Origin of the sequence: Acinetobacter sp. YH12136, from assembly GCF_013418545.1 — a bacterium.
Classification (GTDB): Bacteria; Pseudomonadota; Gammaproteobacteria; order Pseudomonadales; family Moraxellaceae; genus Acinetobacter; species Acinetobacter towneri.
In genome coordinates, this window is record NZ_VPBV01000008.1 from 33,029 (window position 1) to 52,997 (window position 19,969).

Genomic DNA, 19,969 nt, shown 5'->3' on the forward strand with positions numbered 1-19,969 from the left:
TCGTAACATTGCTGTCCCACAATTTTTCACAAGAGGAAGCTCATTTGAGCTTCCTCTTGTTTTATGGGTATTTTATCGGGTGAAAATAAAGCTTTTAAAGTTCTTCTTTCAAACAAATTCACTTGAATTATTCTGAGTAAACGTTGAACTGTCCAACCTGTTTTTCCTAAATGTCGAGCGAAACTCACCAATAAATAGGCGATCATCGCAATCCAGATTTGTGTCTGAATTGCGTTCCTGCTGCGGCCTAGAAACGCTTTTAATTTGAGATTCTGCTTAATCGCCTTAAAGAACAGCTCAACTTTCCAACGATCTTTATAAATCGCCGCAATGGTGGAGGCGGCTAAATGAAAGTTATTGCTGAGAAAGCTAAAGTGCTTGCCACTTTGCTGATCTCTATATTCAATTCTTCTTAACACTGGGGCTTTTCTTTTTAGGGCATGTGCGCTATTCAGCTGAATGGTTTCATCTTTTAGAATACCTTTGGATTCAAGCACTGGATGTTGCTGGATCACCTGATACACAGATTTAGGCCTAAAACGTGTGACAAATCCAATGTTTTGAGCAGTCAGATTTGCATACCATTGGTAATCGACATAGCCTTTATCAAAAACTACAATGCTGCCAGCAGGAAACTGGAATTTGCGGCCTTGTACCATGTCATTTTCTTTGCCATTTTCAACTGCAACAAACTCAGGAATATCATTGCTGTGATTCAATCCTATACTGAGTTTCATGCTGGCTTTTGAGTCGTGAACTTTGGCCCATTCACATAAGGAAAGCGACATGTCAATATGACTGGCATCCAAGGAATACAAGGGATTCTTAAAGCGAAATTTATGAGCTACTTTTGAGTGTTCATAGTATTTAAGCAACTTGTAAAATAGCTGTTGATACAAGGTAGCAGGCTGCTGCTCATTGATTCGTGCCAGCGTGCTTCGGGGAATAGACTTTGCTCCGAGATGACTTAGCTTTTCCTGTTGGCACTCCAAATTGGATTGAATATCTCTCAGACTTTGCCTACAAGAGAATTGAGACATCAATATGGCAATAAACTGATCCCACCGGGAAGCCGCTCTAAATTTCTGTCCAACATGGTGTACTTTAGCAAGTTGTTCAAAATCCTGTCGCACAACAGGTTTAATTAGCTCATGAAATACGGTATTCTGATGTGACAAAACCTGAATCCTGGTCGTTAAAGTGTTTGTTTGCACTCATATTTTAACTGTTAGGACTCAGGTTTTTTTATTTAAAGCAAACTATGGGACAGCAGTGGCCTTCGTAAGGCTCTTTTTTATGCCTTTTTTGCATGACCTACAGCCATGCAGCAAAACAACTGAAAGAAGATTCAAAAAGTGAAAGCTGTTGCTGATTTTTCAAAGATGAACATTCACATCTTTAAACCTTAAAAATAGTAGCTTAGCAATGATTTAAAATAAAATCATAAAAAATAAATCACACAAATAACAATGTAATTCCAAAATACATTTGTATATAAAACGCTACATTCCACTACAATAAAGCACATGATTATCGTGCTGGCTTTTCCTATACTTATTTGCAAGGAGATAAGCAATTGTCTCTTACTATAATAAATATCCCCGATTTCAATCTCAGATTTCCCCCAAAGTCTGGGATTTTTTTTGCCCAAAATTTTTCAAAATATACCAGCTTCTACTCTCAAAGAAATTCGGACAATAAAAATAGTGGCATAAAAAAAGCCCCATCATCAGATGAGGCTTTAAGACTTAAAAGTAACTAGAACTTAGCGTTCCTGTACTTTTTCTTCAATTTCTTTAACGCTGGTATGGCGCACATCAAAACCTTTCACCATATAGATGACTTGTTCAGAAATATTACGTGCGTGGTCACCAATACGCTCCAATGAACGCAACACCCACATCACATTGATTACACGTGAAATATGACGTGGGTCTTCAATCATATAGGTCATCAGAGTACGAGTTGCAGATTGATATTCACGGTCAATATCCCCATCGGCCAATAATACACGTAAGGCCTGATCTACATCTAAACGTGCAAAAGCGTCCAATGCATCATGAATCATGACACGTACTTGGTTGCCAATATGACGGGTTTCCATATAACCCCGTGGCGAACCGCCTTCCTCACATAAGTTTTGGGCAATACGTGCAATTTTTGCAGCTTCGTCGCCAATACGCTCTAAATCAGTATTGGCTTTAGACATGGCAATGACCATACGCAAGTCGATGGCTGCAGGATGACGACGTGCCAAAATCAAAGTTAAGGCTTCGTCAATTTCGGTTTCCATGCGGTTAACCACATTATCTTGGAATTGCACTTCTACCGCCAACGCTGCATCAGTATCCAAGAGTGAATGAATCGCATTGGCAACCTGCTGTTCTACCAAACCACCCATGGTCATAAATTTGGTATTTACATCCTGCAAATCTTCATTGAACTGAGAAGAAATATGGTGACTTAACACAGGATTATTCGTACTCAAGGAATACTCTCCACAACAAAAGGATAGACTGACGCAATGATTCAATATTAAAGCACAGCAATGATGACGTTTTTATGACATTTTCTCACCAAACTCTAAAGTCTGATCGTTTCTGTCTTTAAACAACAATCCTGCATTTCGGTTTTCTTAGTGAGCCCATGTTACGATGACTTTTGCACCAACCAAGCATTCATTTCCTGCAAGTCTTGTTCGGTTAATTGTCCCACCGCAGCTTTAAGCTGCAAGATATGATTTAAATAATCATATTGTGCATTGAGATAATCTTGCTTAGCCGAAAAAGCATTACGCTGTGCCAGCAATACATCCACCATGGTTTTTAAACCTTCTTGATATTGCGCTTTCGAGGCACGTGCCACCAAGTCTGCAGAATTCATCGCTGCTTGGCGTGCCTGCAATTTGGCCTGATCCGTTTCTACTTGTAAATATGCTTTTTTTACATCGGTTTGGGCTTTGCGAACTGCAGCATCCAGTTCAGCTTCCGATTTTTGAACTTGCACTGCGGCTTTTTGCACATTTTTACTGACACGCCCACCGCTAAACACGTTCCAGTTCATCTCAACCCCAATCTGATCAAACTGACCATCAGGTGACATCACACTTTCAGGGCTTTGCTTGGCATAGCCATAGCTGCCAACGGCCTCAACTTGTGGATAGCGCGCAGCCTGCTCAACCCGACGTGCGTCTTCAGCATATTGGCGCTGTAAACGGGCCTGTAAAATGGCTAGATTTTGCTGTTGGGCCAACTGTGCCCAATCTTCTAGACGCTCTGGTACGGGTTTCTGAAATTGAAAATCATCACGCAGTACTGCCAAATTTTCCCGATACGGGCCAATCAGTTGTGCCAATTGTTCTTGTGCCAACACCAGTTGCACATGCGTCGCAATACGATTGGCACGTGCATTTTGATATTGCGCACTGGCTTCACTGACTTCGCTTTTAGCCACCAAACCCTCACGCAGTTTGGCATTCATCATATTAAGCTGTTCCAGCAGGGCTTTTTCTTCTTGTAAATAGGCGGTGGTTAAAGACTGCTGACGCAACACATTAAAATAAGCTTCAGACACATTCAAAATATGTTGTTGCTGTTGTAAACGCAAAGTCACTTCGCTCAAGCTCAAAGAGGTTTTAACTTGTTTTAACGCTTGCCAAGCATCCCAACGGAACAATGGCTGACGCGCAGTTAAAGCCACTTGACGTGAAGTGGATGATGCACTGTTTAGCATGTCACTAGGAAAGTCTGCGATATTAACCTGACTCATGTCCTGACTTTTACGGGTGATATTGCCAGACAAGGTCACTGTTGGCAGTAAATTACCTTGGGCAATCCCTAAATTCAGTTGATCGGCTTGATACTGCAATTGCTGCGCTTGCCAATTCGGGTCGTTCTGTTGAGCACGTGCATAGGCTTGCAGCAAATCTAAAGCAAATGCCTCTGAACTTGCCCACAATAAACTCAGACTCAAAACGATTTTTTTCATTGTTTTTCTAACAACCCACTTTTGCGATTTCATCAATCCAATTGCATGTTCTTTTTACTCTGCACATACTAAAGCTTATTTGCATTTTTTCCGTATGAGTTTCATTACATTGCATTAATTTTCATTTTATTTCAATTCATTGCATAAACGCTAACTCAAAAAAACCTCTGCTTACACAGGCTTCACAATTCAGCTTCACATCACAACCATGTAACCAAACTCTAGCAGAATACTACAATTTCTTGCGGCTATTTGACCTTACAATGAGCACTCTCCCTAGTTGTGCAATGAAGTGTATTTCTACAAACCGTCTGCATCGTACGAATGGTCTGGAAATTCTACTTTTTGGCAATGCTTAATTTTTGTTTGATGACGTATGTTTGTACCACTTTTCTCATGATGGATTGACACTTAGAGATCACCTTCAATGACCAATCAATTTTTATGTTGAATTGCTGTAATGGTTAAATTTTTTCGCATGAGTAAACTGATCATACTGCTTAGCAGTTGCTTAGGTTTACTCGCCTGCCAAAACTCGGATACTCCGCCTGTACCTGAGCCGCCACAGGTGCAGACCAGTGCCAGTGAGCCTGTAGATTTAACCCAAATGTGTGACAACATTCAGCACAACATGCAGCAAATTGATAATACCCGCACCACATTTGCCTTAGAGCAGATCAATCAGGACTTAAAAGTCTGTTTGCCGCTGTTGCCTTTAGCAGAACAGTTAAAATTGCTCGACCTTTCCACCCAAATGTATCAACGCTTTTTGCATGTAGAACGCAGTGCTACAGAACAATTAGCGTTTGAACAACACGCGTTTGATATGGCTCAACACCCCACCATTCAGCAAAGTCATTTTGAAAAATTTGCTGCGCGTGATCAGTATTTATTGAAACACAAAGGACAAGCCTACTTAGAACTGCATGATGCAGGTGCAAGCAAGCTTGCATACCGACGCAGTCCGCAATATTTAGCAATTATTTTTGCACCTTATATGCCCGATGCCGAGCAGATTTTTATTGAAAGAATGGCCAATGACAATATGCAGCACAGCCTGCGTGATGGTGGACTCACCCTTGATGCTGCCGATTTGACTGAACGCGCCTTATTTTGGGAAGATTACGTGCAGCGTTATCCTAAAAGTCACTTTATACGGGATGCACGTTATCTAGCCGAAGTGTATGCCTTGCTGCTGTTTAAAGGCACAGTCAACAGTCCTGTTTCTCAGGATTATGTCGATGAATACAGTATCCAACCTGCCGTATTATTTGAAATTAAAAAACTGGCAAAGTTGCAAAAATCTCCCTTAGCACAGCAAGCGCGTAAATTCCTTGCCTTTTTACACATGAGCAGTGAACAACGACTCACTGAAATTGCAGCACAGCCCACTGCACGTGAACAGCGTGAATATGGCGATGATGCTTTAGTACATGCACAGTTGCATCAATATTTAAATTTAAAGAACATCTCCATCCATGCAAAACGCGATTGTTTTAGTGATGCCGTTTGTATTACTCGCTAATTATCCAAAGTCGCTTAAAGCTCAAATACTTGTCATTAGGCATCAAAGAATAAAAGCCGCGCGAAGCCTGCTTTTATACCAACAACGTGCTACTATTTATACAGCTTGACGGAGCGCGAGTAATTCCTCGCTGAGATTGTGTCCATGCTGAGTTTGTAGCCTAAAATCTGCAAACCAAGCTGTAAACCCAAGTACCGTTGAACCTGATCAGGTTAAAACCTGCGTAGGAATCAAGCCACCTAAAAACCCAGCCACACGGTTAATGTTGAACTATTAAAGTCTCAACAACTCAATTGCAATGTTTTTGGTCGTGCTTGATTCGTTGATTTCATTCTTCAGGATCATTGCAATGAACCAATTAACGAATCTATCCCCTGCTGACATTTCTGCTCAACACGAGCAAGATGCCAAAGATTTAACCCGCATTTTGCCAGCATCGAAAAAAGTCTATATTCAAGGCTCACGCCCAGACATTCAGGTGCCAATGCGTGAAATCGAACTGACCGACACCCCAACAGGCTTAGGCGGTGAGCACAATCCGCCGCTCATGGTGTATGACACTTCTGGTGTGTATACCGATCCAAATGTAGAAATTGATCTGAATAAAGGCTTGCCGAACATCCGCGACAGTTGGATTGAAGAGCGCCAAGACACCGAAAAACTAGAAACCCTCAGCTCGGCATTTGGTCAAGAGCGTTTACGCGATATTCGCACTGCAGAGATTCGTTTTGCCCATATTCAAAAGCCACGTCGTGCCAAAGTTGGTAAAAACGTCACCCAAATGCACTATGCCAAACAAGGCATCATCACCCCTGAAATGGAATATATCGCCATTCGTGAAAACCAACGCCAACGCGAAGGTGTCGATATGCGTCAGCATTCGGGGCAAAACTTTGGAGCTAAAAATCTGACTGAAATCACACCTGAATTTGTACGTCAGGAAGTAGCTGAAGGCCGTGCAATTATCCCTGCCAACATTAACCACCCAGAATGTGAGCCGATGATTATTGGTCGCAACTTCTTGGTCAAAATCAATGCCAATATTGGTAACTCGGCACTGGGTTCAAGTATTGATGAAGAAGTCGCAAAAATGACTTGGGCGACCCGTTGGGGTGCAGATACCATCATGGATTTATCGACAGGTAAAAACATCCATGAAACCCGTGAATGGATTATCCGCAACTCGCCTGTGCCAATTGGTACTGTACCTATTTATCAGGCACTAGAAAAAGTAAACGGCATTGCCGAAGACCTCACTTGGGAAATTTTTAAAGACACCCTGATTGAACAGGCAGAGCAAGGGGTGGATTACTTCACCATTCACGCAGGGGTGTTGTTGCGTTATGTACCCCTCACGGCTAACCGCTTAACAGGCATTGTGTCACGTGGTGGTTCAATCATGGCACAGTGGTGTTTGGCACACCACGAAGAAAACTTCCTGTACACACATTTTGATGAAATCTGTGAAATCATGAAGGCTTATGACGTATCGTTCAGCTTGGGTGATGGTTTACGTCCAGGTTGTATTCAAGATGCCAATGATGAAGCACAGTTTAGTGAGCTGCGTACTTTGGGCGAATTGACCCACCGTGCTTGGGAACATGATGTGCAAGTGATGATTGAAGGCCCAGGACACGTGCCAATGCACATGGTCAAAGAAAATATGGACTTGCAACTTGAAGTCTGTAAAGAAGCACCATTCTATACACTTGGCCCATTAACTACTGATATTGCCCCAGGCTACGACCACATAACCTCTGCCATTGGTGCAGCGATGATTGGCTGGTACGGTACAGCAATGCTGTGCTATGTGACACCTAAAGAACACTTAGGCTTACCAAACAAAAAAGACGTCAAAGATGGTATCATCACCTATAAGATTGCAGCCCACGCGGCCGACCTTGCCAAAGGTCACCCAGGTGCACAAGCCCGTGACAATGCGCTGTCTAAAGCACGTTTTGAATTCCGCTGGGAAGATCAGTTCAACCTGAGCCTTGATCCAGATACCGCTCGCAGCATGCATGATGAAACCATGCCAAAAGAAGCGCATAAGTCTGCACACTTCTGTTCAATGTGTGGACCGAAGTTCTGCTCCATGAAAATCACCCAAAATGTGAGAGATTATGCACAAAATCAAAATGCTGCGAACAAGACAGAGCAAGCAGATGCAGAGGTAGAATCAGGTCTCAAAGCCATGAAAACCGCTTATCAGGAACATGGTCAAAAATTGTACCATAAGCTATAAATTGTTTAAAAAGCGTTTGTATTCAATCAAATCTCAGTTAGGATGAAATTATGCTTTGCTCATCCTGATGAGAGTTTATGAAGATTATTCAACAAGCAACTTATGGTCAACACGATGCACAGATTCACCAGCGTGAATACCTGTATCGCGGGTTTATTCAGGTTGAGAAAGTCAGCCTGAGCCATCGCTTGTTTAATCAAACCACCTATACCCCAGTCCTTCAGCGTGAACTCATTCAACGCCCTGAAGCGGCTGGGGTACTCATTTATGATGCAGCACAACAAAAATTTGCCCTGATTGAACAATTCCGTATTGGTGCAATTGATGATTGCGACTCGCCTTGGCAACTCGAAGTGATTGCAGGCGTGTTAGATGGTAATGAATCACCTGAAAGCTGCATTCGTCGTGAAGCTTTGGAAGAATCGGGCTGTGAATTAAAAGAATTACAACATTTATTCAGTTTTTATCCATCTGCAGGTGCATGCGCAGAGCTGTTCCACTTATATAGTGCGAATACCACGCTACCACAGGAAGGTGGCGTTTTTGGAATGCCAGATGAGGGAGAAAACATCCAACTACATATTATTGATTATCAGGACATTCCTGACTTACTGACCAATGGTCGGCTAAAGAACGCACCTGTCATTATGGCATTGCAATGGTTACAACAACAAATTAAAACCGTGAAGGATGTCTAAGGGGTCAGGCATGACTTTATTCTCAAACAATCATCAGCAACGCTGGACCATTGTACAAATTTCAGATACACATCTCATGGATCAGGATGATTTAGAGTTTGTACACATGAATCCTGAACACAGTTTTCATGCGGTCATGCAGGATATTACACAACAATATCCGCAGCTCGATGCTATTTTCCATACAGGCGATTTAGCACAAATCCCTGTTGCTGAAACCTATCAGCGTTATTTGCAGTTTATGCAGACTTTGAATACGCCGCATTTCCAGATTCCGGGCAATCATGATGATGCCGCGGTTTTTCCATTCCATTTACAGTCCAATCAAGTTCATGCAATTGAGTTGGGCAATTGGAGTGTCATTTTACTGAATACTGCGGTTAAAGGTCGGATTGATGGCTGGATGGACGCAGCACAATTACAGCAGTTAGATCAGCTTTTACAGCAACATGCGCATCAGCATGTGATCATTGCCTGTCATCATCATCCTTTTGATATGCATTCACACTGGATTGATCAGCACAAGTTAAAAAATACTGAAGAATTAATTGATGTATTGGCGCGGCACAGTCACGTCAAACTGGTGCTGTGTGGTCATGTGCATCAGGACTCACTCAATGAATGGCAAGGGATTCAGTTTTACTCAACCCCATCGACCTGCGTGCAGTTCAAACCACACAGCCAACACTTTGCTTTAGGTACAGAAGCCCCGGGTTACCGTGTGTTACATTTGAATGCAGATGGCAGTTTTAGCACTCAGGTGCATCGGGTTGAGCATATCGTGCAACAAATAAATTTTGAAATTTCAGGTTATTAACTTTTCATTTTATTTCTTTTGCTTTACTTTATGCCTTCAACGAAAAATGCGATAACACATCCAAACATCAAAGACTATCCATAATCAAAAAAAGTCTATATGATGACGTCCCCCGAAGATCGAATATTGTTCTTTGGGAGTGGATAAAAACACTTGCATATCACCATATTTTTCGCGTACCAATCGTACGCATATGATGAGGAATGCCCTACATGGCGAATGACAACCAAAATCAAGTCTTGGACGAACAAACAGATCTTGTAGAAGAAAAAGCTACAAAACGCGTGCGTAAGGCAAAGCCAAAGGCTTTAGAGGGCGGTTCTACAGCTAGCTTATTTGGTATTGCACCTTATCAGCCTAAAAAAAATGAAGAATACATGTCTGAAGGACAACTCGAGCATTTCCGTCAAATTCTCATGGCGTGGAAAGAAGAGTTAATGTCAGAAGTTGACCGCACTTTAAACACTATGCAAGACGAAAATACAGCCTTGCCAGATGTCAACGACCGTGCGACTCAAGAAGAAGAGTTTGCAATTGAGTTGCGTACTCGTGACCGCGAACGTAAATTGATTCGTAAAATTGAACAATCTATTGAAGCGATTAAAAACGATGACTATGGTTTCTGTGAAACTTGCGGTATCGAAATCGGTTTACGTCGTTTAGAAGCGCGTCCAACTGCAACGTTATGTATTGATTGCAAAACTTTGGCAGAGATCAAAGAGAAGCAAAACAACGGTTAATCGTGACTGTTGAGAATTTCCTAGCCGAACACAGTTCGGAGCTTGAGCAGCAGCGAAACGATGTTTCGCTCACTCGCTACACAGGTCGGTTTGCGCCATCGCCAACCGGCCCTTTGCATTTTGGCTCACTCATTACCGCAGTAGCCAGTTATTGTGATGCCAAAGCTCAGCACGGCAAATGGCTCGTCCGCATTGAAGATACCGATATTCCTCGCATCTACCCAGGTAGTGAAAGCCATATCTTGCGCTGCATAGATGCTTTTCAATTTGAACCTGATGCTGAAATTATTTTCCAGAAAGATCATCTTGAGCTTTATGAAGCCGTATTGCAACAGTTACAGCAACAAAATTTAGTCTATGCCTGTCAATGCACCCGCAAAATGCTTGGCTCTAATCATATTTATGCAGGGACCTGCCGCAATCTAGGGCTAGATTTTGTAGAACAAGCCATTCGCGTCAAAGTGAACGATCAGGACATCTGCTTTCAAGACCGTTTACAAGGTCAACAATGTTCCAACCTAGCGCAGGACTTGGGAGATTTTGTATTGAAACGGCGCGATGGCATTATCAACTATCAATTGGCGGTAGTGGTGGATGACTATTTGCAAGGCATCACGCATGTAGTTCGTGGGGCAGATTTGCTGGACAACACTGCACGACAAATTTATTTGGGGCAATTGTTAGGCTACCCACGCCTTAATTATATGCACTTGCCTTTGGCCATGAATGCGCAAGGACAGAAACTGTCTAAACAAAACCTTGCTCAGGCTTTAGACTCAACCCAAGCCCCACAATTGCTACAGGCTGCGTTTACTGCGCTAAATCAGCCCCCTATTGTCCTCGACACGCCAGCACGTATGTTGCAGCAAGGCATTCAACAATGGGATGTATCTCGTATTCCTGTAGGTACTACGTTACACGGTTGCTACTTATAAAATTCCAGATTCGTTTATGCTCAAAGTCACATTCGCAGATTTAGGCAGAAGCATCTATGTTTTTTATTTTTGGTGTAGGGCCGAAAACCAAAGTCGTGGAAAGCAATCAGTTTACTTGTCCTGTTTGTCGTACCCACAGCAGATATGAATTAAGACAACGGCGGCAATATTTTTCTTTATTTTTTATTCCACTTTTTCCTGTGTCGAAACAGCAGAATGCTACGGTGAAGTGTTTACATTGTGGAACTGAAATGCCAAGCATGGTGCTAAACCATGCTCAGCCGAATTCTGCTAAAGAGATGAATCTAGAAGCTTAAGACTAGAAACTAGATTCTTCACGGCTTGGATTGGTTTCATGGGTCGAGGCTTCAATTTTCAGAATTAGACTCACCATGACTGCGCACATAATCAAAGATGAACCACCATAACTAATGAATGGTAGCGTCAGACCTTTGGTTGGCAACATGCCCATATTCATGCCCGCATTCACCATAATCTGCAACAAGAAGATGATGCTGATTCCATACGCCAAATAGCCTGCACGTAAATATTGGTTTTTTAGGGCACGATGACCAATTTTAATACAAGAAACCAGCATCGCAAAAGACAGGCTGATCACCACAAAAATACCCAAAAAGCCGAACTCTTCACCCAACACAGCCAACATAAAGTCTGTGTGCGCTTCTGGTAAATAGGACATTTTCTGAATACTGTGCCCTAAACCTACACCAACCCACTCACCACGACCAAATGCCATTAAAGCGTTAGATAACTGATAGCCAACACCCAAAGGGTCATTCCACGGGTTTGAGAACGACATTAAGCGTTCAAAGCGATACGGCTCGAACACCACTAAAAACACAAAGGCGGCAATAATTGCCCCGAAGGCAATCCCGAACTGAATTAACGGTGCACCTGCCAAAAAGAAGACGCCCAGCATGGTCAAGGCAATCACCACAGTAGCCCCTAAATCTGGCTCTGCAATCACCAAACCAACGGTCACGGCCATAATCACCGCAAGACGTACCAAGCCTTTAATATTGTTACGCACTTCTTCAGCACGTCGCACCACATAATCTGCAGTAAATATGGCCATCATGACTTTGGCGACTTCAGAGGCTTGTAAGGTAAATCCTGCAACCCGAATCCAGCGTTTAGAGCCATTAACCTCAGTACCAACAACCAAAACTGCAATCAATAAGGCAATGGTGACAATCCACAGAAAAAAGGTATTGTTAAACCATGTATTCAGCGGCACTTTATACACAACAAAAGCAGCAACCAAGGCCACCACAATCGAAATACCATGGCGGAAAACATAGTGAAAAGCATTTTCATGCATGCGCTCGGCATAAGGCATCGAAGCCGATGCCACCATGATTGAACCAATACATAACAGCGCCAGTACGCTAAAAATCAGTACATTGCGTACATTCACTTCCGCTGGCAGTTTGGGTAACCAGCGCTCATAGACCTGATTGAGTTTATTGATTGTTGTCTGAGCAAAGCCAGCCATATCTCACACCTTATTGTTGTTATACCAGTGCGTTGACATAAGCAACGAACTTGTGACCACGTTCTGGATAGCCCGAGAACATATCAAAACTTGCACATGCAGGTGACAATAACACCACATCATGCGCTTGTGTATGTTGTTGGCAGATTTCAACTGCTTGTTGCAAGGTATCTGCAGTTAAGAGTTGGGTTGTTCCCGCAACTGCTGTTTCAATTTTCGTAGCATCCTCACCAATCAACACTGCCAGTTTGGCATATTGTTGCAATGATTGGCGTAGCGCAGTGAAGTCCTGCCCTTTGCCTTGCCCACCTAAAATAATCGCAACCTTACCGCCTTGTGCCTGAATTGCTGCACCCAAGCCATCTAAAGCTGCCAAAGTTGCACCGATGTTGGTTCCTTTGGAGTCATTATAATAACGCACCCCATGTAATTCTTTGACGAATTCACAACGATGCTCCAAACCTTTAAAGGTTTTCAGCGTTTCCAGCATGCTGTGCATAGATAAACCAATGGCTTCACCCAATGCCAAACACGCTAATGCATTAGCAATATTGTGTGTGCCTTGAATATACATCTCGGTGCTTTTTAATAAACGCTCACGCCCACGTGCCAACCACATGCTGCCATCATCATCTTTTAATAAGCCGTATTGGTTTAGGTCAGGCGCATTTAAGCCAAAACTTTGCATAGGGGTTTGATCTGGCACTAACGGACGACTTAAAGCATCATCACGGTTAAACACCACTTTTTTCACACCCTGAAAAATACGATGTTTGGCGGTGTGATAACCGAGCATATCGCCATGACGGTCTAAATGGTCTTCACTCATGTTCAGCACTACCGCCACTTCTGCATTTAAATTCGAGGTGGTTTCTAGCTGAAAACTGGAGAGTTCTAAAATATACAGTTCAGGATCATCTTTAATCAAATCCAGCGCAGGGCGTCCCAAATTTCCACCTACCGCGACTTTTTTACCTGCCTGCTCTGCCATTAAACCAATCAGTGTGGTAACGGTACTTTTCGCATTAGACCCTGTAATTGCCACAATAGGTTTGTCGGTCGCACGACGTAAAATCTGAATTTCACTCACCACAGGAATGCCCTGCGCCATCGCAGCCTGAATTTCAGGGAGTTTTGGATCTAGCCCTGGGCTAATCACAATTTCTTCCGCAGACAACAATAAATCCTGATCAAACTGACCAAAACGGGTTTCTACTTCGGCAGGAATTTGGTCATGCCCTGGAGGTGTGGGGCGAGAATCTGTCACAGCAACGCGGTAACCCTGATGATGTAAAAAATTAACGGCTGCAACACCAGAAATACCAAGTCCTGCAACGACTTTTAATCCACCACGTTGTATTAACATTTTTGCCCCATTTTGTGCGCTAATTTTGAAACAGACAAAATAGTAGCACTTTGCTGTTTTGAATGCTTTTTCTGTTTGCAGTTCCTGCAGTTTTTTTGTGTCAGTGCGTAAAAAAACCGTCATATTGCAGACGGTTTTTAAAAAGAATATTGCTAAAGTGAATAAACAAGCCTATTTCCACTTCACCGCTTGAACTTCAACTTTCTTTTCTGCGGGTTGATCTTGAGAATCACAACCACAACTGCCGCCACAGCCTGCCGCGGCTGCAGGTTTTAGCCATTTGGCCAAGCCATGCCAGCCTTTTTCAGTACAGAAATTGGAGAGTTTTAGAAAAACTGCGCCAGAAGTCTTGGGAAAGACTTTTTTAAAGACTACTACAGCACTCCACAGTACCAATGCAGCAACAATTAAAATTTCAACCATGTTCATCTACTCCTGTAGGTCAGGCATGTGCCTTAACCCAACAAATACGATGCCGTTTGATAAGTCAGGAATGACATGAAATAAGCCAAACCAAATAGATAGCAGGTCATAATACTGACCGTACGCCATGATCCTGTTTCGCGTTTTACCGTTGCTAAAGTTGCCAAACAATGCGGTGCATAAATAAACCACACCAATAACGATAAACCCGTTGCCAATGACCAGCCCAGTTCACCACCACTAATTAAAGCGGCCAAACCTTCGGACATGGCATCTTCATCAACTGCAGACAAGGCGTAGACTGTACCCAATGCTGCCACGACTACTTCACGTGCTGCCATGGCAGGAATCAAAGCAATTACAATCTGCCAGTTAAAACCAATGGGTGCAAAAATTGGCTGTAACACATGCCCCAACATCCCTGCAAAGCTGTAATCAATCGCAGGCATGGTCGCGCCTTCTGGCGGTTGTGGGAAGGTACACAAAAACCATAGCAAAATAGACAGCGCAAAAATAATGCCACCGACACGCTTTAAGAAAATTTTGGCGCGATCCAGTAAACCAATCCATACACTTTTTAGGTCTGGAAAACGGTAGCTTGGCAATTCCATTAACAACACGTGTTCAGATTTGTCTTTTTGTAAAAATTTGAGCACAAACGATACGCCCAAGGCACTTAAAATACCCGCCATATAAAGACCGAATAACACCAAACCTTGTAAATTAAACATGCCCCAAACGGTTTGATTTGGAATGAACGCCGCAATCAATAAGGCATATACTGGCAAACGTGCGGAACAAGTCATCAATGGCGCAACCATGATCGTGGTTAAACGATCACGTGGATCAGCAATGCTGCGGGTTGCCATAATCCCTGGAACTGCACAGGCAAAACTGGACAACAAAGGAATAAAGGCACGACCACTCAAGCCTGCACTAAACATCAGCTTATCTAGTAGGAATGCAGCGCGGGGCAAATAGCCCGATTCTTCTAAAATCAGAATAAACAGGAACAAAATTAGAATTTGTGGCAAGAACACTACCACACCGCCTGCGCCCGCAATAATGCCATCCACAATCAAGCTGTTTAGCAAGGGATGGCTAATGTTTTCGCCAATCACTTCGCCTAGCCAGCCAAATAAACTTTCGATGCCATCCATAAACGGTGCAGCCCAAGCAAATACCGCTTGGAAGACAACAAACATCATCACCGCAAGGCTGACTAAGCCGAATACAGGATGTAAAAAGATTTTATCGAGGAAGTCGGAGCGTTTGTCTTCTTGATCCACAAAGTGCACCACATCATGCAAAATGGTTTGAATCCGTTGATGCTGACTGCCTGTTAAGCCTGTCAATTCTGTCTGCGGAACAGCAAATTTGCCCTGATCTAAGGCATGCATTAAGTTTTGAATACCTGAATCACGCACTGCCACGGTTTCCACCACAGGTACACCCAAACGCTCAGACAATTTTTGTGTGTTGATTTGCATGCCACGACGACGCGCTTCATCCATCATATTGAGCACCAATAAAATTGGACGTCCCAACTCAATCATTTCCAGCACCAAACCTAAATGCAGTTTCAGGTTAGTCGCATCGACCACACACAAAAATGCATCTTGCTGACCTTCTTCAGCAATTTTGCCCTGTACTACATCACGGGTAATGGCTTCATCTGGGCTGGTGGCTTCTAGGCTGTATGTACCTGGTAAATCCAGTACACGTACCGCCTGCCCCGAAGGCAAGTTGAACTGACCCACTTTGCGCTCTACGGTCACGCCTGCGTAGTTGCCAACTTTTTGACGTGTCCCTGTCAAATGGTTAAATAAAGATGTTTTACCGCAGTTTGGATTCCCTACAAGTGCGATACGTAAGGCATCGCTCATGCGGACACCCCTTGTTCAATTTCAATGCGTTCAGCTTCTACTTTGCGCAAAGCAAAACGGGTAAATCCCACTTGAATCAGGATTGGATCACCACCAAAAATACCTTTGGTAATCACCTGCACCTGCGTACCCGGCACAAAACCCAGTGTTTCTAAGCGGTTTGCCACCAAGTCACTAAGGGATGTTCCACCATCGGCGGTACGTAATACCTGACGGATGATGGCTGTTTGTTTTGCTTTAAGTTCTGACAAACGCACCGTGAAATTCCTATACCATTTTGCATATTATAACATGCAAATGAGAACAATTAACAAATAAGGTCGACTTACATTTAAATGCTTTATATCACATCGACAGCCTTGCTGAATTGGATTAGAGTAGAAAATAACGCTGCTTATTATCGAATTTCTCAATTAATTTTGTGATTTCGTCTGTGATTCCTATGCTGAACAAAAAACCTCGTATTCCTGCTGCAATACAAATTCCAGAAGCTTTGAGCTTTTTGGAAGGCTATCGCAACGATTTAATCGCGCAAAGTGTCAGCCCGCATACCCGCAATGCCTATCTGTCCGATTTAATTCAATGCAGTGACTATGTCAGCAAACCCATGCCTGAATGGAATCATGACGATATTTCAGATGTACTCATCGAACTCACCAAACAACAAAAAAGCCCCCGCTCTATTGCACGCTGCCTGTCTGCACTGCGTTCTTTTTATAAATTTTTAAGAGAGCACAAACTGCGCTCTGACAACCCTGTTGCTGCGCATAAAACCCCAAAATTAGGTCGTGCCTTACCCAAAGATTTATCTGAAGCCGATGTTGAAGCCTTAATTCACGCTCCTGACATCAACACTGCACTCGGATTACGAGATCGCGCCATGCTTGAAGTCTTATATGCTTGCGGTTTACGAGTGACGGAATTGCTGAATTTACGTTTAGAATTAATCAACCTAAAACAAGGCTATTTACGAATTGTAGGTAAAGGCAATAAAGAGCGTTTGGTGCCTATGGGACAAGTCGCTTGTGAATGGATAGAAAAATATTTAACCGAGTCGCGTCCGCAACTGTATAAAAGTGCTACCGATTATCTATTTTTAACGGTGCATGGCGGCATTATGAGCCGACAAAATTTTTGGTATGCCATTAAACGCTATGCCCTGCAAGCAGGCATTCAAGCCGAGTTATCGCCACACACGTTAAGACATGCCTTTGCCACACACTTACTCAATCATGGGGCAGATTTACGCGTGGTACAAATGCTGCTCGGGCACAGTGATTTATCCACCACACAAATCTACACCCACGTCGCACAAATCCGTATGCAGCAATTGCATGCCCAGCATCATCCACGGGCTTAAAAAACAAAAACGACGTAGAAGCATAGGGTCTGTTGACACTTCATCTATGAACGTAAGCCATTTATGAAATGGCAACAACCCCTAACGATCACGAATATTTTTTGTTATGCTAACGCTCTATTTTTTATGCCAACAAGAAAGGGTTGTTTATGACATTTACCCGCTCGACACTTTTGATTGCCTGTTCACTGGCAAGTGCTTTTGCAATCACCGCATGTTCAAATGCAAACAATGAAGATAAAAAGCAAACCACACTCACCGCCAGTGCGCCTGCAACGGGTGAAGCATCAACCCTAATTGAACGCAATGCACAACAGCGTTTAAGTACAACCTTGCAGCAACATTTTAAAACTTCAGGTATCAACGCCAAAATTACCGACATTAAAGCCACGGAAGTCCCAAATTTATTTTGGGTGAGTCTTGAAGGCATGTCATCGGTCTATGCCACCAGTGATGGCAAATACATTATTCAGGGCGATGTGATCCGTTTAGGTGACAAAGAACTGCATAACGTCAGTGAAAACCTGCAAGCAGGCGTGAACAAGAAAATTTTTGCTGAATTAAAACAGGAAGATTTATTGGTATTCCCTGCCAAAGGCAAAACCAAACACGTCATTTATGTATTTACCGATGTCAGCTGTCCATATTGCCATCGTCTACATGAACAAATGGATGAAATGAATGGTAAAGGCATTGAAGTCCGTTACATTGCTTGGCCGCGTGGTGAACAGCACATGCCTGCTATGGAAGCAATTTGGTGTAGCGAAGATCGTCACGCTGCCTTTAATCAGGTCATGAATGGCGCACAAATTGCACCTGCCAACTGTAAAAACCCTGTTCGTGCTCAGTATCAATTGGGCTTAAATATGGGCGTCAATGGCACACCTGCGATTTATAATGCCGAAGGCGTATATTTAGGCGGCTATCTGTCTACCGCTGAATTGATCAAGCGCTTAGACAAATAAAAATAGCGGATCTGTGGATGCTGCATCATCCCAATACACCAAGACGTAGCATCTATGAAGCCAATATAAATAACGATTTTTTATGCGTTATTTTACTTTTTTTTATACTGTGAAGATAAGTGAGATCTGCCCTAGAGTCAGCGCGTTTTTTTAGCTATGATCTAGGCTTGCTTAAAGTTATTAAAATATGGAGTGTGACGTGAAACCAGTTCGTCTGGCAATCCTCGGTCTTGGTACTGTGGGTGGTGGTGCCCTTAAACTATTAAAAGAAAATGCTGCTGAGATTAGACGTCGCACCGGTCGTGAAATTGAAATCACTTATGTGGGAACACGTCGTCCGCGTCCTGACCTAAACTTGCCTGAATCGGTCAAGCAAAGCTCCGACTTGATGGACATTGTCCGTCAACCCGATGTAGACGTGGTGGTTGAAGTGATGGGCGGTATTCACCCTGCTTATGACGTGATCATGGAAGCCATGAAGCACGGCAAACAAGTAGTGACAGCCAACAAAGCCCTACTTGCAGAACACGGCAATGAGCTATTTAAAGCAGCTGAAGACAATGCCGTACAAATTGCCTATGAAGCTGCGGTTGCAGGTGGTATTCCAATTATTAAAGTCATCCGTGAAGGTTTGGCTGCCAACAAAATTGAATGGTTGGCAGGCATCATCAACGGTACAGGCAACTTCATTTTAAGTGAAATGCGTGAAAAAGGTCGTGCATTTGAAGACGTACTGAAAGAAGCACAAGAATTAGGCTATGCCGAAGCCGATCCGACTTTTGACGTCGAAGGTATTGATGCTGCACACAAACTGACTATTTTGGCTTCATGTGCATTTGGTATTCCACTACAGTTTGACAAAGTCTTTACCGAAGGTATTGGCAAAGTGACCGCACAAGATGTGAAATATGCCGAAGAACTCGGTTTCCGCATCAAACACTTGGGGATTGCCCGTCGTACCGATAAAGGTATTGAATTGCGTGTTCACCCAACTTTAATTCCTGAAGAAGAATTGATTGCCAATGTTAATGGCGTGAAAAACGCGGTCTTGGTACAAGCCAATGCGGTTGGTCCAACGCTCTATTATGGCGCAGGTGCAGGTGCAGGCCCAACAGCCTCTGCAGTAGTTGCAGATGTCGTTGATATTGTCCGTGATATTTCATATACCGAAGATGGTGCAGGTACGATTCCACAATTGGCATTTGAAGCATTAACCGACTTGCCAATTCTAAGCCGTGAAGAAATGACCACTGGCTACTACATCCGTATTAATGCTGAAGACCAAACTGGTGTTCTTGCCGATGTAACCACCATCTTAAGCCGTGCAGGCATCAGTATTGATGCCATCATGCAACAATCACGCTTAAAAGACCTTATTCCTATCGTGATTCTGACTGACCCAGTTCAAGAATCAAAAATGGATGAAGCGTTACAACAAATTCAAGCTTTGCCAACCATTCATGGCGAAATTGTACGAATTCGTTTAGAATCGCTTGATAATTAATC

At 43.1% G+C, this 19,969-nt stretch carries 18 protein-coding genes and 1 riboswitch; of the genes, 10 read left to right on the plus strand and 8 right to left on the minus strand.

Annotated features, from left to right (window positions below; all coding sequences use genetic code 11):
• Window positions 1-26 precede the first annotated feature (26 nt).
• The 3 genes from FTU71_RS05365 to FTU71_RS05375 form a co-directional block, all read right to left on the minus strand.
• Window positions 27-1,178, minus strand: a complete 1,152-nt coding sequence (locus tag FTU71_RS05365) for an IS4-like element ISAbe18 family transposase (protein ID WP_180111592.1) — start codon at window positions 1,176-1,178, stop codon at window positions 27-29.
• Between the two features lie 587 nt (window positions 1,179-1,765).
• Window positions 1,766-2,488 carry a phosphate signaling complex protein PhoU gene (phoU, locus tag FTU71_RS05370; RefSeq protein ID WP_180111594.1) on the minus strand — a complete coding sequence of 241 codons (723 nt, stop codon included), beginning with the start codon at window positions 2,486-2,488 and terminating at the stop codon, window positions 1,766-1,768.
• A gap of 161 nt (window positions 2,489-2,649) precedes the next feature.
• On the minus strand, window positions 2,650-3,987 hold the full coding sequence (locus tag FTU71_RS05375) for a TolC family outer membrane protein (RefSeq protein WP_180111596.1): 1,338 nt from the start codon (window positions 3,985-3,987) through the stop codon (window positions 2,650-2,652).
• Between the two features lie 460 nt (window positions 3,988-4,447).
• Between FTU71_RS05375 and FTU71_RS05380 the strand changes: the two genes are divergently transcribed.
• From FTU71_RS05380 to FTU71_RS05410, 7 genes are all read left to right on the plus strand, one after another.
• Window positions 4,448-5,512, plus strand: a complete 1,065-nt coding sequence (locus FTU71_RS05380) for a hypothetical protein (protein WP_180111598.1) — start codon at window positions 4,448-4,450, stop codon at window positions 5,510-5,512.
• A 99-nt stretch (window positions 5,513-5,611) separates the two neighbouring features.
• Window positions 5,612-5,759: riboswitch (TPP riboswitch) on the plus strand.
• 102 nt (window positions 5,760-5,861) lie between these two features.
• On the plus strand, window positions 5,862-7,757 hold the full coding sequence (gene thiC, locus FTU71_RS05385; RefSeq protein WP_154321141.1) for a phosphomethylpyrimidine synthase ThiC: 1,896 nt from the start codon (window positions 5,862-5,864) through the stop codon (window positions 7,755-7,757).
• A 77-nt stretch (window positions 7,758-7,834) separates the two neighbouring features.
• Window positions 7,835-8,455 (plus strand): NUDIX domain-containing protein, encoded by a 621-nt coding sequence (locus FTU71_RS05390; RefSeq protein WP_167845707.1) that lies wholly within the window; start codon window positions 7,835-7,837, stop codon window positions 8,453-8,455.
• Window positions 8,456-8,465: 10 nt separating this feature from the next.
• Window positions 8,466-9,272 carry a 3',5'-cyclic-AMP phosphodiesterase gene (cpdA, locus tag FTU71_RS05395; protein ID WP_180111600.1) on the plus strand — a complete coding sequence of 269 codons (807 nt, stop codon included), beginning with the start codon at window positions 8,466-8,468 and terminating at the stop codon, window positions 9,270-9,272.
• A 212-nt stretch (window positions 9,273-9,484) separates the two neighbouring features.
• A complete protein-coding gene (gene dksA / locus FTU71_RS05400; RefSeq protein WP_004975725.1) occupies window positions 9,485-10,012 on the plus strand; it encodes an RNA polymerase-binding protein DksA in 528 nt (175 codons plus the stop codon).
• Window positions 10,013-10,014: 2 nt separating this feature from the next.
• Window positions 10,015-10,947 (plus strand): tRNA glutamyl-Q(34) synthetase GluQRS, encoded by a 933-nt coding sequence (gene gluQRS, locus FTU71_RS05405; protein ID WP_178865948.1) that lies wholly within the window; start codon window positions 10,015-10,017, stop codon window positions 10,945-10,947.
• Between the two features lie 56 nt (window positions 10,948-11,003).
• The gene (locus FTU71_RS05410) at window positions 11,004-11,264 is read left to right on the plus strand and encodes a zinc-ribbon domain-containing protein (RefSeq protein WP_168418384.1); all 261 of its coding nucleotides are present in this window, start codon (window positions 11,004-11,006) and stop codon (window positions 11,262-11,264) included.
• A 2-nt stretch (window positions 11,265-11,266) separates the two neighbouring features.
• Here FTU71_RS05410 and ftsW read toward each other — a convergent pair whose 3' ends face one another.
• The 5 genes from ftsW to FTU71_RS05435 all read right to left on the minus strand — a co-directional run bounded on the left by ftsW (window position 11,267) and on the right by FTU71_RS05435 (window position 16,395).
• Window positions 11,267-12,463, minus strand: a complete 1,197-nt coding sequence (gene ftsW / locus FTU71_RS05415) for a putative lipid II flippase FtsW (protein ID WP_180111602.1) — start codon at window positions 12,461-12,463, stop codon at window positions 11,267-11,269.
• 19 nt (window positions 12,464-12,482) lie between these two features.
• Window positions 12,483-13,829, minus strand: coding sequence for a UDP-N-acetylmuramoyl-L-alanine--D-glutamate ligase (gene murD, locus FTU71_RS05420; RefSeq protein WP_026438396.1), 1,347 nt, complete (start codon window positions 13,827-13,829; stop codon window positions 12,483-12,485).
• 171 nt (window positions 13,830-14,000) lie between these two features.
• Window positions 14,001-14,252 (minus strand): DUF6587 family protein, encoded by a 252-nt coding sequence (locus tag FTU71_RS05425; RefSeq protein ID WP_004975717.1) that lies wholly within the window; start codon window positions 14,250-14,252, stop codon window positions 14,001-14,003.
• A gap of 32 nt (window positions 14,253-14,284) precedes the next feature.
• Window positions 14,285-16,138: a ferrous iron transporter B gene (locus tag FTU71_RS05430; RefSeq protein WP_180111604.1), complete on the minus strand. Its 1,854-nt coding sequence runs from the start codon at window positions 16,136-16,138 to the stop codon at window positions 14,285-14,287.
• Window positions 16,135-16,395 carry a FeoA family protein gene (locus FTU71_RS05435; RefSeq protein WP_004975713.1) on the minus strand — a complete coding sequence of 87 codons (261 nt, stop codon included), beginning with the start codon at window positions 16,393-16,395 and terminating at the stop codon, window positions 16,135-16,137. Before FTU71_RS05435 ends, FTU71_RS05430 begins: the two co-directional genes overlap by 4 nt.
• A gap of 185 nt (window positions 16,396-16,580) precedes the next feature.
• Here FTU71_RS05435 and xerD point away from each other — a divergent pair, with 185 nt between their 5' ends.
• The 3 genes from xerD to FTU71_RS05450 all read left to right on the plus strand — a co-directional run bounded on the left by xerD (window position 16,581) and on the right by FTU71_RS05450 (window position 19,967).
• Window positions 16,581-17,498 carry a site-specific tyrosine recombinase XerD gene (gene xerD / locus FTU71_RS05440; protein WP_004975712.1) on the plus strand — a complete coding sequence of 306 codons (918 nt, stop codon included), beginning with the start codon at window positions 16,581-16,583 and terminating at the stop codon, window positions 17,496-17,498.
• Between the two features lie 149 nt (window positions 17,499-17,647).
• A complete protein-coding gene (locus FTU71_RS05445; protein WP_180111606.1) occupies window positions 17,648-18,463 on the plus strand; it encodes a DsbC family protein in 816 nt (271 codons plus the stop codon).
• Window positions 18,464-18,662: 199 nt separating this feature from the next.
• Entirely contained in the window at window positions 18,663-19,967 is a 1,305-nt protein-coding gene (locus tag FTU71_RS05450; RefSeq protein WP_180111608.1) for a homoserine dehydrogenase, read from the plus strand.
• Window positions 19,968-19,969 lie beyond the last annotated feature (2 nt).

Excerpts from the sequence above, each read along its gene's own strand:
- dksA (WP_004975725.1), top strand. The coding sequence starts at position 9,485 with ATGGCGAATGACAACCAAAATCAAGTCTTGGACGAACAAACAGATCTT.
- cpdA (WP_180111600.1), top strand. The coding sequence starts at position 8,466 with ATGACTTTATTCTCAAACAATCATCAGCAACGCTGGACCATTGTACAA.
- xerD (WP_004975712.1), top strand. The coding sequence starts at position 16,581 with ATGCTGAACAAAAAACCTCGTATTCCTGCTGCAATACAAATTCCAGAA.
- FTU71_RS05390 (WP_167845707.1), top strand. The coding sequence starts at position 7,835 with ATGAAGATTATTCAACAAGCAACTTATGGTCAACACGATGCACAGATT.
- ftsW (WP_180111602.1), bottom strand. The coding sequence starts at position 12,463 with ATGGCTGGCTTTGCTCAGACAACAATCAATAAACTCAATCAGGTCTAT.
- FTU71_RS05425 (WP_004975717.1), bottom strand. The coding sequence starts at position 14,252 with ATGGTTGAAATTTTAATTGTTGCTGCATTGGTACTGTGGAGTGCTGTA.
- FTU71_RS05380 (WP_180111598.1), top strand. The coding sequence starts at position 4,448 with ATGGTTAAATTTTTTCGCATGAGTAAACTGATCATACTGCTTAGCAGT.
- thiC (WP_154321141.1), top strand. The coding sequence starts at position 5,862 with ATGAACCAATTAACGAATCTATCCCCTGCTGACATTTCTGCTCAACAC.
- murD (WP_026438396.1), bottom strand. The coding sequence starts at position 13,829 with ATGTTAATACAACGTGGTGGATTAAAAGTCGTTGCAGGACTTGGTATT.
- FTU71_RS05410 (WP_168418384.1), top strand. The coding sequence starts at position 11,004 with ATGTTTTTTATTTTTGGTGTAGGGCCGAAAACCAAAGTCGTGGAAAGC.
- FTU71_RS05445 (WP_180111606.1), top strand. The coding sequence starts at position 17,648 with ATGACATTTACCCGCTCGACACTTTTGATTGCCTGTTCACTGGCAAGT.
- FTU71_RS05375 (WP_180111596.1), bottom strand. The coding sequence starts at position 3,987 with ATGAAAAAAATCGTTTTGAGTCTGAGTTTATTGTGGGCAAGTTCAGAG.
- FTU71_RS05430 (WP_180111604.1), bottom strand. The coding sequence starts at position 16,138 with ATGAGCGATGCCTTACGTATCGCACTTGTAGGGAATCCAAACTGCGGT.